We start from the raw sequence: 14137 nt of genomic DNA on the forward strand, positions 1-14137 counted from the left end.
GTGCGCGGTTGAGGTGGGGCGGGGTCAGCCGCGTTTGGTCTGCCGGCGTAGCTGGAGGATGCGGGCCGCGCCCACCAGGGCAACCGTGACGGCGCCGCCGATCGCGGAGAAGAGCAAGGCCACGCCCAGCGGAAGGGTGCTGGCCAGGCCGATGAAGTGGATCGTCGCGTCGTCCAGGTTCTGCAGGATGAAGACCAGCAGGAAGATCAGGACGACGATCGACGCCAGGACGGCCACCCAGGTGCCGCTGATCCTGGTGGGACGCGGTTTGCCCTTGCGGGGTGTGGTGGCCGGCTTGTGGTCGATCGGCGTGTGGTCGATCGACGTGGGCGGTGGACCGTCCGGGATCGGGGCGGCGGGAGTCGCTCGGATGCGGTCCTCGTCACGGGGAGTGGTCACGCCGTGATTATCGGTCCCGGAGGGCTGAAGTGCCACTCGGCAGATGGGGGGATGTTGGGTGTGGGGTGGTTGGGCGGGGTGGGGAGTGGTGGGCGGTTGCGAGGCGGGGCGGGCAGGTGCGGGTGGGGTGGGGGTGGGGGTGGGAAAGCAGAGAAAGAGCAAGAGCGGCGCTCGCCGCTGGGCAGGCCGCCGGGGGAGGAAGGCCCGCCGTGTTCTCCCCGTATGGCCTGGTCTGAGACAACCACGGCGGTGTCATACGGTCATGGCGACAGCAGATTTGATCTCGCCCGTCGAGTAGTGGGGTTGTCGTATGGCCGGTGGCCCGTTGTTGTCGTTCGAGGAGCGGGAGCTGATCTCCCGGGAGTTGAGTCGGAACGCACGTTGTTCGACCCGTGTCCTCGGGATGCTTCTGGGGCGGCATCATTCGACGGTGGCGCGGGAGATCGCGGCCAACGGTGGTCGTCGTGGTTATCGGGCGGTGCGGGCGCAGTGCAGGGCGGCGGACCATCGTCGGCGGCCCAGGCTGCGTAAACTGGAGTCGTCGGTCCGGTTGCACGACGCGGTGAACGACGGGCTGCGGGAGAAGTGGTCGCCTCGCCAGATCGGCCGGCGGCTGCGCCTGGACCACCCGGACGATCCGGAGATGCGCGTGTCGCACGAGACGATCTACCAGAGCCTCTACCTCCAGGCCCGGGGCGAGCTGCGCACCCAGTTGAAGCTCGCCCTGCGTCAGGGCCGTCTGCACCGGGTCGACCGCAGCCGTCCCGCGACCGCCCGCCAGTACATCAAGGACATGGTCCACATCAGCGACCGGCCGAAAGAGGCCGACGACCGGGCCGTGCCGGGCTTCTGGGAAGGCGACCTGATCATCGGACGCGGCAACGCCTCCCAGATCGCCACCCTGGTCGAACGCACCACCCGCTTCGTCATGCTGGTCCGCATCCCGTACGACCGCAACGCCCAACGGGTGGCCACGCTCCTGGCCCGGAAGATGGAGACCCTTCCGGACTTCCTGCGCAAGAGTGTCACCTGGGACCAGGGCCGGGAAATGGCCCGACACGCCTACTTCACCATCCGCACCGGCATCCCGGTCTACTTCTGCGACCCGCACAGCCCCTGGCAACGCGGCAGCAACGAGAACACCAACGGGCTGCTCCGCCAGTATTTCCCCAAAGGCACCGACCTGTCCACCCACACCCAGGCCGACCTCGACAAGGTCGCCGCGCAATTGAACGGACGACCCCGCCACACCCTCGACTGGCGCAAGCCCGTCGAGGTCTACAACGACCTGGTCAACGCCCACACGTCGCGATGACCACTTGACCCCACCCACCCTTGAGCAGGTAGTGCAAGCGGAAAGCGTGCTTGCACTACCTGCTCAAGCGCGGTTCGCTGCGCGCAGGCCATAGGGTTACCTTCATTTGGTGACCTACCGTGGTGACATGCCTACCTCAACGCGTGTTTCTACTGGTCAGCGGCCCGAAGGAGGGTCGCTGAACCCGTTGGTCGCCGGCGCAGCGCCCGTGATCGACTCCTACGCGCGCCTGTCGTGGAACCCCGACACGGGCGACCTTGAGAAGATCGAAACCCAGCAGTCGGACAACCGGAAGACGATCAAGAGCGCCGGCGCGGTCGTGGGACTGGAACTGTGGGACGGAAAGTCGGCTTGGAAACGCAACGCCGTCCGCAAGGACTTCGAGACCGCTATCGAGCGTGCGGAATCGGGCATCACTCAGGGTATCGCGGTCTGGCACGTGGACAGGCTATTTCGTCAGCCTCGCGACCTAGAGCGGCTTATTGATCTCGCGCGTCGCGGGTTCCGAGTGATCAGCACGTACGGTTCTTTCGACCTGACTGACCCGGAAGACCTCTTCCAACTGCGCGGACTGGTAGCCGCCGCCGCCAAGTCCAGCGATGACTCGTCGCGGCGCATCAGGAAGCGTTTTATCGGCTTCCGTGCAGAAGGGCGAACGACCGGAGGTAAGCCCGGTTTCGGTTTCCCCCGGAAAGACCGTGAGTGGAAGCCAAGTCGTCGTCAGCGCGAGAGTGACCGCCCGATGCTGCCCGATGCGCACATTCAGCGCGAACGTGCCGCGATCCGCAAAGCGGTGATCGGCATCGCGGACGGAACGACCACCACATCCGAGGTCGCACGTACGTGGAACGATGCGGGCTTGCGGACCGTGGAAGGTAAGACCTGGGTTCAGGTCGGGGTGCGCAACACGCTGATGCGTTCGACCATCGCAGGAATCATCGAATACGAAGGTGAAGAGGTCGGGACGCTTGAGGGCAAGCCGATCGCACCGCCTGAAAAGTGGCGGAAGATGCGCGCCATCATCCTCGGTCGCCGGCGTGGCGCACCATTTACGAATCGTTACGTCGGTAGTGGTCACGTGTACTGCGCCCGGTGCGGCAACAAGTTGTCCGGCAAGCCGAACTATAACGGAACCTACCCGGACGGGCAGACCCGTCGTGACTACTACTGCGCAAAATCCCATCGGGGATGTGGCCGGATGAGTATCGACATGCGGGCGCTGGACGCGGAATTGCGTCTGTTCGTGATCGCACGGCTGTCCGACCCGCGAGTGGTCAACGCTCTCACTCACAGCCGGTCTCAGGCAGACCCCCGTCTGACCGAGGTCCGTACGGAACTCGCCAATGCGACCGCGCTACAGGATCGCATCTCCGAACGCTTGGGTCGGCGCGAGATCACCGAATCGGCGTTCGATGCCGCCAACCGGCCGCTGAACGCCGATATCCAGCGCCTGAAGAAAGAACTGAACGAGCTTGAGGAAAGCTCGGCATCGGCGAATCCTGGCGAGGTGTTGACTGCCGAACAAGTCGCCGAACAGTGGGACCGGTCCACACTCCTGTCGGAGTCGGAGGTGGAGAAGGGGGTCCAGATTCGGCGCAAGTTGCTGAAGAGCGCTCTGGGGACGGATGTGCAGATCAGGATCCATCCCCAGCCTGACAAGCGGTTCACGCCGGACCGTGTTCGGGTGCACAAGGCGACCGACCCGTTCGACGCATAGCCGACTTCGACCCCTCGCACGGCTGCGACCCCATGCCCCGAACCGGGACATGGGGTCGCAGACGTTTGCCGACCGATCAGCCGACGTGCCGCACGCGATTGCATTTCACCGTGCCTACTCCGTCTCTCGCGCCAGTGCCGCCAATTCGTTGAGCGCCAGTGCCGCCGACTCGATTTCGTCGGGTGCCATGGGCGGCAGAGTCGCGACTATCCGTCGCCACTTGACGAGCCCGCAACGCTCATCTTCGCTGAAATAGTGTTCCGGGCGTTCACCTCCTGATCTCTGTTCGGGAATGGTCACGGTCACCGCCGGCCCGCTCCGACCAGACGGGGACCGGTCATACGAACACCCCGGACACCGCGTCGACCAGGTACACGACAAGCGATACGACTTTGTCCGCGATCAGGCCGGACACACCGGTCGGAGTCAGGCTGATTCCCAACAGGAAGCCCAACACCAGACCCCCGAGTTTCGTCTTCCTGTGCTTGATTGCGTACAGGATCACGATCACCAGAAGCAGGGGGACAGCGATCGTCACCGACTGGGTCACCATGCGATCACCTCCCCCCTTCGCCGTTAAGGGCGCTGAGAGCGTCTGTCAGCGCCTGACGGGTGTAGCCGTTGCGGTTACGCCCGTCCCGCCGGATCTGGACCGGAGAGACGTTCAGAGGCCGCAACGCGTCCGCCAGGTCTTCCGGACCCCACTCCCCGTACCGGCCCGGATTGCGGCCGGCCAGACGCGTCAGGAGATCGGCCGTCCACACCCGGTGATCGGTCCCCATGACCGCCAGGACGTCCGCCACAGCCGCCCGGTCGAGTACCGGCCGGACGTCCGCCGACGCGTTCGCGGTGCCCGCCTGGTGCACGCGGACCCGGTCCCACGTCGCGGTATCGACCACCGGGCGGTGCAGTGCCCGCTGCACCGCCCGGTCGTGCGCCACGTCGTCCGACAGAGCCGCGAACTTCGCCAGCACCGGATCACGGTGGTGCGCGGCGTAGACGTAGCCGCTACCGGCATCCTCGGGACTGTCCGAGGTAGCCGGGTTCAACCGGTCCGGCCGCCACCCCTCGCCCGTCATCGCCGGCCCCAACACCAAGCGCACATCGCTGTGCCGGCACGGCAGGAGGATCTTCAACGCCGTGGTGTCCGCGATCGCATCACCCAGCGTGTCACTTGTGGCTTCCTGGGAAGCCAACAGCAGCGACACCCGGCCCTTGCGTCCGATGCGGAGCAGCTCGACCGCCGAAGCCTTGGCGCGCAAGGACAATCGCGGATATTCGTCGACTACCACCACAACCGCGGGGTGGTCCGGGGAGACCATCCAATCAGGACCGGACATGCCCAACTCGCGTGCGATCCGGGGACGGATCTCCGCCATCGCGACCGCGTCCGCCAACGCGGACTCAATGCCCGGTCCGGTCCGCTCAACCCGGTCGACCGCCGGCCCCAGCACGTCAAGACCGACCCCGGCGGGATCGAGATCCCACAGCACCGCGTCACAGCACGCGGTCACCGCGTCACCCACCACCCGCAGTACCGACGACTTGCCCGAACCGCTGGTACCGATCACCACCCCGTGAACTCCCGCCAGGATCAACGACAGGTCCACACCGGTGATCAACCGGCCCACCGTCAGCCGGTCCAGAATGGAGACCGAGCCCGGCTTCCGTTGCAGCGCAACGGGAACCGACTCGAACGGATCCCGCTCCGCAAGACGCATCACCACACGCGCCCGCCGTGCCCGGTCCGGCGCGGCCATCGCGCCACCGGCAGGAAGATCCAGCACGGTCTCCAGACCCGGTAGCCGGTCAACGACCAGTGCCGGCGTGCCCTTGCGCAGGATCACCGACACTTCCCAACCCCACGGTTGCCGGAACGCCTCACCGACCATCCGAAGGTCCACACCTTCGGACCTCAGCGCCCGCGCAACCGCGTCCGACGCCTCCGCACGGGTGTGGGCATCCGCCAACGGAAACGGGTCGTCCGGTCGCCCTTCGACCTCACGGGCTCCCGGAGAGTCCGCTTCCGGCTCGATCGGCGGACGGACCATGCGGCCGACGACGGCCGCCACAGCCACGACCACGACCACCGCCACCGGCCGGCCGCACCGCTCGGCGACCGCGACCCAACCGACGACCGCCGCCACCCACACGGCACACACCCCGACCGACCGCAACACAACCGCACGAGTCCACTCCCCGCGCACCCTCCGGGCCGTGCCGTGCCGATGGTCATCCCGCAACTGCAACACCAACGGCGCATACACCTGCCACGCCGAACACCACCGGACCGACCGGGAGACCAACCACCACGCACCGATCACGGCACGGGAACCGACCCACCAGCCCCACCGAGGGACACGCCGGAGCATCCACACCAGCCCCCGGCCTGCCAGGCCCGGCGCTCGATGCCGCATCCATCCCAATGCGTCTCGCCCGAGCTGGCACGCCGGCACCCACATACGCCAGGCGACCACCCAACGGCACAGCCCTACCGCCAACGCCTTGGTACGGGCCGCGATCCGGGCGGCCAACGGAAACTCGCGCCATGCGCGGACCAAAGGCCGCGCCACCCACAACCACACGCGACGTACGGCGTTCATGCAACGTGTAGGCAGCCGCAGCGCAGTGTTGACTAGCTCTCTCAGAGCGGTCAAAGAACACCACCACCGCGAGACGCACTCTCATCCCAAGACGCGCCTAGGATTGGATCGTTCGGCGTGTTGCCGATCCTGACGCGCCTGATTTGTTCGTCAACGGCGATGTACTCCGTCACGCTCGACATAACCGCCAGGGCCTCTCGTGCGATCTGGCGGTAAATCCAACTGCCAACGTCTTGCTGTGCCGCTTCCGGAAGTTCCTCCGCCAAGTAGGCAAGGTGAAAGATCCGAGCTTGCAACTGGTAGACGGTGTCCATGTTGATCGTTTGATCCCTTGCTCGATGGTGGCGACTCGTGGGCTCACGAGCCGCTGCCATCAAGTAGGGAGGTGCGCGACGGAAGTATCTATATCAAATCCGGAATACGCGCATGTCGCGCTGGGAATGTCGCTGGTCGGAGGCCCCGGCGGCATACCCGATATCCTGAGACAGAATGTCTACCAGCCAGATATTCTTCCGTAGGATGTGTGCGGGCGCAGGCCCACGTATGCCGGACGGTGGGTGACTTACAGCTTCGCGTTGTGCAAGATCAGAAGTGCGGCCACTGTGTTCGCGGACCGGATCTCACCGTTGCGGATGAGTTCGGGTACAAGTTTGAGCGATACCCATTCGCGCCGGTTGGACTCGAAGTCGTCTTCCGGGTGGCCTACGTACTCGGCACCATCTGCTTGATAGACATAATGCAGGCAATCGGACAGTCCATTTGAGGGCTCGACCGTCACCAGATGCCGAAGTGGGCCCACTTTCCATCCGGACTCCTCGAGCATTTCACGTGCTGCGGCCTGCTCCGGTGTCTCCCCAGCCTCGATCACGCCCGCAGGTAGTTCCCATCCCCATGTTCCCGTGATGAACCGGTGTCGCCATAGTAGTAGAACCTCGTTGGCATCGTTAACAGCTGCTGTCAGCGCCACAGAACGTTGCCGGATGACGAAATGATCGAGGTGACGCCCATCGGGAAGTACGACATCGGCGAGATTGACCTGGAACCAGGGGTTTTCATAGACGGGCCGTTCGCCCAGGTTCTCCCACTCCATTGGGCCAGGTACCTTTCGAGCAGTGGTCATGGTGGCGTCACTTTACCATGGCGAAATTGTCAAGAACCGATCAATCTGCTCGGTGGCGTTAGAGGTATCGACGGAAGACAGGTTGTTGAGACTGGACCGAATCGCCCTGAACCTGGTATTGAGTCGGCGCGACTCCATGCCCTGTGCGCTGTCGACCATCTCGGAAATCAGGGCGGAGGCTCGCTCAGCTTCACCTAGTCGCAATTCCAAGGTAGCCAATGAGGCGAGTCTATTTACGCGGCCGCGGGCGTGTGTCGGGATGCTGAATATTTGCTCTGAATATCTTTGCGCTGGCACGAGGTCGCCCAACTCCGTCAATGCGTCGACAAAGTGTGCTTCTGTCAGCCCCTTTTGGATATATCCGATTTCTGCGGGCCCGACCCCTGAGTCGATTCCGGCCGCAGATGCCTCCGCTAGAGACATGGAGCGATAGGTCGCTTCGGTGTCCCTAAGCTGTGCATATGCCTTGGCCTGCATCCCGTAGAGATCAGCTTGGAGTGCACCGGATAGGCTCTCATCCACCTTGAGCGCCAATTCGGAAAGACCAATTGCACGCCGGGAATCTCCGAGTGCGATAGCCTGGTTTACGATCAGCGCTAGAACGTAGGCCCGGAACCCTGAGTCGCCAGCCTTTCCCGCCAGCCTGAGGGCGTCTTGGAAATGGCGTTGTGCAGCGCCGTGGTTCTCGCTGTCGTAGGCGCACACACCGGCGAGTGCTACTAGGCCGCCTGTAGCGCGGTACAACTGTTGCGGATTCCCTTGGGACTGCGCTTGTGCCAGAAGCGGTGAAACTCGTTCAGACAGGAACCGCGTCAGTCTGTCCTGAGTCACTGGGCCGCCGAGATTGCGATACATCACTTCAAAGTGGTTACGAGCATCGTTCAAGGAAGCGACATCGAGCATGGAGGCTTCGCCTGAAACGAAGAATGAAGCCATGCCAGCAGGGTCGGCGACTAGAATTCCATCGTTTCCATCGATGTCGCCCAGGTCGCCCTTATTGTCAACGATCGAAGCGGGAAGAATCAGGCGACTCTCGCCAGGAAACAGAAACCAGAGCCGGTGCCGGGGGAAGTGCAAGGTTTCCGCGTACGCCCTCAGGGTGTCTAGGTTCTTTTCCGGCTTGCCGTTCTCCACCCTGCTGACTTGCGCCTGATTGAGGCCCAACCAGCGCCCGACAGTTTCTTGCTTGAGAGCCCTCCCGTATAGTTTCGTCCAGCGTGGGTGAGTTCTGTACGCCTTGATGGCGTGGCCGATGTGGTGAGCGTCGAAGGCCGCACTGAAGTCGTCAGTCTCGAAGAAATCCTGCCTCAAGTGGGCCGGTGGGGTGCGAAGTGCGTCACGCTGTTCACGGTGGCACTGACCGCACAGACTGGCAGTGTTGTCCTTTGCCAGTGGCGCGTTGCACCCGCGACACCTCCCACGATCCGGAGTCCAACTCCCGGAATGGCCCGTGGTCGTCATATTCCCCCTGACCGAGCTGCGTTCGGCGGTACCCGCGATCTCACCCCCTCTGGCCAGCGTACATCCGACATGTGACTACCACCACTGGGTGACTGCACCCGCCAGTGTCAAGCCTCTGACCTGCATCTATGCGCGGTGGGGGATGCGACATTCCGACTTTGATATAGACGTCGCGCTTGCCTCATGTCTGACTTGTGCGCAGACAGAGACCGCACGCACTGCGACTCCTCGATCCAACTAAGGAATGATTATCTAGAAATGACCTTGGGTATGAAATGATCGTCACAGCATTGCTAGCCAATGGGACGGCATGCGTTGCGTCCGGAAAATCGGAGTGCGTGCTACTGATCGACAGGATCCTTGGCGCAAACGAAACCCAGTGGGAATCGACACTGTCGATCGGTGACGTGGAGTACAGGAAGGACCGGGACGGGGGTCCGTTTCCGAATCATCAGCTCCGAATAAGTGTTGATTCGGCAGCAGGCTTCGCTGCCATTAATTATCTGGACAATGACGACCTGAAGATGCCGGTAGCGAACTCATACAATCCGAAGCGGCCACCGCCAGACCTGTCGCTCATTTTCAATGGAACTACGGGCGCGCTGTTCCCCCGGTCGGCCGCAATCTTGATATCCGACGCACGGCGAGCCCTAATTGAATGGATTGAGACGCGCCAGCGGCCCAAGTGTATCGAATGGATGCCCTATGACGGTTATTAGACGTAACGAAAACCGATTGACCTCCACGGTCGAAGCAATCTCGAAGCGGAAAAGCTCATGGCAGTGAAAATGACTGAGAACACCCATGAAGAGGTAAGCGAGCAGGGTGACTCTCCTTCTATCCCAGAGGTGGAGTTCGAGGAGTCGATCAGCGGGATGGTTGCAGATACCGCTCCTCGTTTGTTCGCTGTCGTGCAGGTTTACGGAGAACGTGAGGACGCGCGGGTGGGCGCGTGGGGGTTGGAGTTTCCGGAGTGTGCGGAGGTGATTTCCATCGAAGGTACATTTCGCATGGGTGTTCGTTCGGCGAACGATGCGTTGCGCTGGTTCGCGGCACCCGGTGTCACGACTCGTGTGGTGTGGGCTTCGGATTTGGGTGGCACGAGGATTGAGGTGGAACGGTGACCAACGGCTTGGAGTGTGCACTGGCGTGCGTTGAGCGCGGTTGGCCGGTAGTCCCAGGCGCGTTGTGGCACAACGACAATTACATGGATCCGGTATTCGGACGCGAGTGGGAGTCGTTGGAGTTGTGTCCGGCGGACATGGCGGTCACCGACGAGGACTTGGTTCGGCTTTGGTGGCCGGTGTTGCCTAGTCGCCTAATGCGTTCCACCTTGGTCGTGACCGTAGCAGATCTCGTTGCGGTTGCTTTGGAGTTGGACCGGGCGGAACACCTCGTCACGCTTAAGGCGTTCACGGCGGACCCGACTCCGGTGGTGGTGGTTCCAGCCTTCGAGCGGCCAGCGGTCTTCCTGCTGTCCTCATCGCGCGGGCTAAGCCGTGAGGAGATCTTTCCCATCGGCGCTACAGTCCCACTGCCACCCTCGGTGGTCGAAGGCCGTGAGGTGAGTTGGTTGTCGCCGATGGCCGACTGCGAGGAATTGATGACCGGCGAACAACTTTCCCTCCTCATGATGTGAACCCAAAGCTCTCGCGGGTGGGATAACAGATGCAGACCATCGGACTCCGCACCGAAACGTTCCGCAGGGCCGCGAATCTTGCAGGACTCCGTTCGGAATATGCCTTGGCTAAAGCAATGAACGTCAACCGGTCGACTGTGGCACGCGTCCTTGCAGGGGACCTACGCCCAGGGGGGACTTTCATCGCGGGAGCGTTAACCGCGCTCAAGCCGATGGCCTTCGAAGACCTTTTTGAGGTCGTACCGTCGGCAACGTAAAAGTCGACTTCGGGTACACGGCCCTAGTCAGACCAAAGACATCATTTGCCGTAGACGTCGCACCGCGTGAGTAGGTCGCCTCGTGGTGAGATCCGAAGGAAGCGCGCCCAAGCCATCTGGGCGACGTGGCCGGTCTACGCTGCTACACCGCAGGTCAGCGGCTATGCCCGGTGGGCCGGTCAAGGTCTACCTCCCTCTACGGCGCAGAGCCACGGCAGAGGCTAGGCTCGTAGAGTCCACGATTGCATAAGGGGTTTGTTCGATGGCGATTCAGTTCATCTATAACGAGCGGTCCGCCACCACGACAGAATCGGCGGAGCACCCGAGGGCAGTCCAGAATGTCGGCGAACTCAGCGAGTTCATTGGGTCCGTTATCATTGACGCCACTCGTGCCGGTGAGAATATCATGATGGAAGTCGTCACGAGCGAATCAGCGTACGACCATCAGATTCTAGAAGTCGGAATCAGCAGTGATGGGAAACGCGGCTTTGTTCACGTCGCAAGCGATGATGGTCCGGCCAGGCTCACACGTGGAGACGCAAGTAGCGACTCCACGCTGGCGATCTACAGGTTCGAAGGCCGGGCGCGAGAGGTTCCAGCCAGCCATGAAGTGCCGTTGACCATCGTGGCCGAGGTACTGGAGATCTACCTTACGACCGATGGGAACATCCCCGCAGACTGCCCACACCTGCACAGCGCGCCCTGTGCTGACGCAGGCTGAGGGCTCCCCGGCCCCGTGCGGTGACGCCCTTCGTAGATCGACAATGGGCGTCACCGCAGGTCACGGGTCTACAACTAAATGCGGGCAACCCTACGGGGAGAACACGGCTCGGGGGGTGTGTGTGGCGCGGGTGGTGAGGGTGGTTTTGTTTGTTGGTCAGGCGCAGGGTGGGTGGTAGTCGATTCCTTCGAAGTTTCTGTGCCATTCTTCTTCGGTGATTTCTTTGTCGACTGATTCGCACATTTTTGCGATGGCGATGTCGACGTCGAATTCCCAGGCGCGGGTGGTGCCGTCCGCGTTCGAGGTGACCACCCAGTTCGGGGTGTCGCCGTAGCTGATGGCGTAGATGCCGTCGGTGGGGCCGCTGACCCGCGCGCGCTGGGTCGGGTGGCGGTTGTCGGTCAGGTCCCACATCCTGACGGTGTCGTCCTTGCTGGTGCTGGCCAGGGACGTGCCGTCCCGGCGGAAGCCCAGGGCCAGGACCTTGTCCGAGTGGCCGATCATCCTGGCCAGGCGGGTGGGGGTCCACGGGTCGGTCAGGTCCCAGAGGCGGATCGTGCCGTTCGCTCCGGCTACCGCGATGGTCTTCGCGTTCGGTGCGATGGCCACCGTCGAGACGTCTTCGCCGTCTTTCAGCTCGCCGATCTGCCGGGGTTCCCGGGGGTTCGCCAGGCTCCAGAGGCGCACGGTGCTCTGGTTGTCGATGGTCGCCAGGATCTGGCCGTTCGGGCTGAACGCGATGTCGGTGATCCAGCGCGGGTGGCCGGTCAGCACGCCCAGGACCTTGGGTTCGCCGGGGTTCGAGGCGTCCCAGATCTTCGCCTCGGACGCGCCTTCCACGGTCACCAGCACCCGGCCGCCGGTGGGGGCGAAGGCGATTCTGGTGACGGGGCCGGAGAACGTGTAGACGGGCTTGGGGTCGCGGGCGTCGGTGACGTCCCAGATCCGGGCGTCGGGGGTTTCGGCGGTGGTGGCGTAGGCGCGTTCGGCGGCGGTGACGGCGAACGACGTGACGGTGTTGCGCGGGGTCAGGAGGCCGCCCAGGCGTTTGTAGACGCGGTCGTCGGCGCTGTACGGGACGCGGGCGGTCGGGATCTGGGTGCCGTCGGGGCTCAGGGCCGAGCCGTTGGACAGCACCGAGCGGCTCACCATGTCCTCGGCCGCCGACGCGTGGGCGCTCAGCACCAGGTCGCGCAGGTCGTCGGTGCCGCTGAGGCGGTAGGCGGCGATGATCATCTGGTTGGCCAGCACGCGGTCGCCCGCCGTCCGGCGGTTCTGGGCCTCGTTGGCCACGTAGCGGGCCACCGAGAGGTTTCGTTCGGTGGCCGCCTGCTTCTGCGCTCCGATCGCCAGGACCACGGCACCGGAGGCCAGTACGAGCAGCACCAGGAGCAGGGCCACCAGTTGCCGCAGCCGGCGGGTGCGGCGGTGGGCGAGGTGGCGTTCCCGGTCTCGGGAGGCTTCGCTCTCGGTCAGGAACTCGCGTTCCAGGGCGCTGGTGCGCGCACCGTCCCGGTGGGTCCACTCGACGGCCGTGTCCAGCCTGGTTCCCCGGTAGAGGGCGTCGGGGTCCCGGCCCAGCGAGTCCCAGGTGGTTGCCGCCTCGGTGAGTTGCCGCATCGTGCGCAGGCCGTCACGGTCGGTTGCCAGCCAGTTGCGCAGGCGTGGCCACGAGCGGATCAGGGCCTCGTGGGCGATCTCGACGGTGTCGCGGTCGAGGGTGAGGAGGCGGGCGTGGGCCAGGCGGTCGAGGACCACGTCCACGTCGACGTCCTGGTCCAGTTCCGACCTGGGGAGGCGGCGCTTGGTGTCTTCGATGCCGTCGCCCAGTGCCGTGAGGCGGAGGAACACCTGGCGGGCGAGGGTTCGTTGTTGCTTTTCCAGTGAGGTGAACGTGCGTTCGGCTGTTTGGGCGATGGCGTGCTGGATTCCGCCTGCCGCTTCGTAGCCGGCGAGGGTCATGGTGGTGCCGCGCCTGCGTCGCCAGGTTTCCAGGAGCGCGTGCGACATCAGGGGTAGGACGCCCGGTTGGCCCGTCGCGTCCGCGATCAGCCTGCTGACCAGGGCTGTCTCCACCGTGCAGGACGCTTTGACGGCGGGCTGCATGATCACCTGGCGCAGTTCCTCCGGGCCCATGGGGCCCAGCAGGAGCTGGCCGTCGGTCAGGGCTTCGACCAGGTTCGGGTGTTGGGCGCAGTGGCTGTAGAAGTCGGCGCGCACGCCCAGGACCACGCGGCAGTCGGCGGAGAGCAGGGCGTCGATGAACTCCGCCTGCCTGGTGTGGTCCTGGCAGAGGGTGAAGACCTCTTCGAACTGGTCGACGATGATCAGGTCCTGGGTCAGGTCCAGCTTGTCGGCCCGGACCTCCACCTCGCCGGGGGTGGTCAGCACGGTCGGGCCCGGCAGGCGGGGCACCAGGCCCGCTTTGAGCAGGGACGACTTGCCCGCCCCGGAAGCACCGAAGACGGCCACGAAGCGGCCCGCGGTGATCCTGGCCTCCAGGTCCTCCAGGATCCGGTCCCGGCCGAAGAACCACTCGGCGTCCTCCGTGCCGTAGGCCGCCAGGCCCGCGTACGGCGGGTGGGCCTCGTTCGGGCCCGGGGGCGTCGGCAGGACCTCGGCCGCCACCTGGTGCCAGCGGTCCTCCCACTCGGCCACGTCGCCCTCGCAGGCGCGCACGTAGGCGAGCGTCACCGCCAGGCTGGGCAGCTTCCGGCCGCCCGCGGCGTCGGACAGGGTGGTCGCCGAGTAGTGGGCGCGGGCGCCCAGCTGCCGGTAGCTGTAGCCGCCTGCCTTGTCGCGCAACGACCTGAGGTCGGCCGCGAACTTCAGCAGCGGACCGTCCCCGACGTCCAACGGGCGCTCTCCACGCGGCACCGGTTCCACCCCCTGACCAAAGGTTCCC

Annotated in this window: 13 protein-coding genes; 6 read left to right on the forward strand and 7 right to left on the reverse strand. The window is 64.3% G+C overall.

Features of this window, described 5'->3' with window-relative positions; all coding sequences use genetic code 11:
* Positions 1-24: 24 nt before the first annotated feature.
* Positions 25-399: a LapA family protein gene (locus BN6_RS12570; RefSeq protein WP_041312664.1), complete on the reverse strand. Its 375-nt coding sequence runs from the start codon at positions 397-399 to the stop codon at positions 25-27.
* A 310-nt stretch (positions 400-709) separates the two neighbouring features.
* Here BN6_RS12570 and BN6_RS12575 point away from each other — a divergent pair, with 310 nt between their 5' ends.
* Together BN6_RS12575 and BN6_RS12580 are read left to right on the forward strand one after the other, a co-directional pair.
* On the forward strand, positions 710-1714 hold the full coding sequence (locus BN6_RS12575; RefSeq protein WP_015100254.1) for an IS30 family transposase: 1005 nt from the start codon (positions 710-712) through the stop codon (positions 1712-1714).
* Between the two features lie 109 nt (positions 1715-1823).
* Positions 1824-3431: a recombinase family protein gene (locus BN6_RS12580; protein ID WP_015100017.1), complete on the forward strand. Its 1608-nt coding sequence runs from the start codon at positions 1824-1826 to the stop codon at positions 3429-3431.
* 337 nt (positions 3432-3768) lie between these two features.
* Here BN6_RS12580 and BN6_RS12585 read toward each other — a convergent pair whose 3' ends face one another.
* From BN6_RS12585 to BN6_RS45570, 5 genes are all read right to left on the reverse strand, one after another.
* Positions 3769-3984 carry a hypothetical protein gene (locus BN6_RS12585; protein ID WP_015100018.1) on the reverse strand — a complete coding sequence of 72 codons (216 nt, stop codon included), beginning with the start codon at positions 3982-3984 and terminating at the stop codon, positions 3769-3771.
* Between the two features lie 4 nt (positions 3985-3988).
* Positions 3989-5584 (reverse strand): hypothetical protein, encoded by a 1596-nt coding sequence (locus BN6_RS12590; protein ID WP_148302844.1) that lies wholly within the window; start codon positions 5582-5584, stop codon positions 3989-3991.
* 500 nt (positions 5585-6084) lie between these two features.
* A complete protein-coding gene (locus tag BN6_RS12595; protein ID WP_041312666.1) occupies positions 6085-6348 on the reverse strand; it encodes a hypothetical protein in 264 nt (87 codons plus the stop codon).
* Between the two features lie 248 nt (positions 6349-6596).
* On the reverse strand, positions 6597-7124 hold the full coding sequence (locus tag BN6_RS43565) for an NUDIX hydrolase (protein ID WP_084672639.1): 528 nt from the start codon (positions 7122-7124) through the stop codon (positions 6597-6599).
* 42 nt (positions 7125-7166) lie between these two features.
* A complete protein-coding gene (locus BN6_RS45570) occupies positions 7167-8288 on the reverse strand; it encodes a hypothetical protein (protein WP_148302845.1) in 1122 nt (373 codons plus the stop codon).
* Positions 8289-8890: 602 nt separating this feature from the next.
* Here BN6_RS45570 and BN6_RS43570 point away from each other — a divergent pair.
* The 4 genes from BN6_RS43570 to BN6_RS41835 all read left to right on the forward strand — a co-directional run bounded on the left by BN6_RS43570 (position 8891) and on the right by BN6_RS41835 (position 11232).
* Positions 8891-9334, forward strand: a complete 444-nt coding sequence (locus BN6_RS43570) for an Imm1 family immunity protein (RefSeq protein WP_015100022.1) — start codon at positions 8891-8893, stop codon at positions 9332-9334.
* Between the two features lie 129 nt (positions 9335-9463).
* Complete coding sequence (locus BN6_RS12600; protein ID WP_085983493.1) at positions 9464-9739, forward strand: hypothetical protein; 276 nt, start codon at positions 9464-9466, stop codon at positions 9737-9739.
* A complete protein-coding gene (locus tag BN6_RS12605; protein WP_015100023.1) occupies positions 9736-10254 on the forward strand; it encodes a bifunctional DNA primase/polymerase in 519 nt (172 codons plus the stop codon). Before BN6_RS12600 ends, BN6_RS12605 begins: the two co-directional genes overlap by 4 nt.
* 519 nt (positions 10255-10773) lie before the next feature.
* Positions 10774-11232: an Imm1 family immunity protein gene (locus tag BN6_RS41835; protein WP_015100024.1), complete on the forward strand. Its 459-nt coding sequence runs from the start codon at positions 10774-10776 to the stop codon at positions 11230-11232.
* Positions 11233-11388: 156 nt separating this feature from the next.
* Here the strand turns inward: BN6_RS41835 and BN6_RS12615 are convergent, their stop codons facing one another.
* A complete protein-coding gene (locus BN6_RS12615) occupies positions 11389-14109 on the reverse strand; it encodes an nSTAND1 domain-containing NTPase (protein WP_015100025.1) in 2721 nt (906 codons plus the stop codon).
* Between the last annotated feature and the right edge of the window lie 28 nt (positions 14110-14137).

Source organism: Saccharothrix espanaensis DSM 44229 (genome assembly GCF_000328705.1).
Taxonomy (GTDB): domain Bacteria; phylum Actinomycetota; class Actinomycetes; order Mycobacteriales; family Pseudonocardiaceae; genus Actinosynnema; species Actinosynnema espanaense.

What these genes read in the sequence shown, in the direction of transcription:
- BN6_RS12585 (WP_015100018.1), bottom strand. Translation starts at nt 3,984, where the DNA reads ATGGTGACCCAGTCGGTGACGATCGCTGTCCCCCTGCTTCTGGTGATC.
- BN6_RS12595 (WP_041312666.1), bottom strand. Translation starts at nt 6,348, where the DNA reads ATGGACACCGTCTACCAGTTGCAAGCTCGGATCTTTCACCTTGCCTAC.
- BN6_RS41835 (WP_015100024.1), top strand. Translation starts at nt 10,774, where the DNA reads ATGGCGATTCAGTTCATCTATAACGAGCGGTCCGCCACCACGACAGAA.
- BN6_RS43565 (WP_084672639.1), bottom strand. Translation starts at nt 7,124, where the DNA reads ATGGAGTGGGAGAACCTGGGCGAACGGCCCGTCTATGAAAACCCCTGG.
- BN6_RS12575 (WP_015100254.1), top strand. Translation starts at nt 710, where the DNA reads ATGGCCGGTGGCCCGTTGTTGTCGTTCGAGGAGCGGGAGCTGATCTCC.
- BN6_RS43570 (WP_015100022.1), top strand. Translation starts at nt 8,891, where the DNA reads ATGATCGTCACAGCATTGCTAGCCAATGGGACGGCATGCGTTGCGTCC.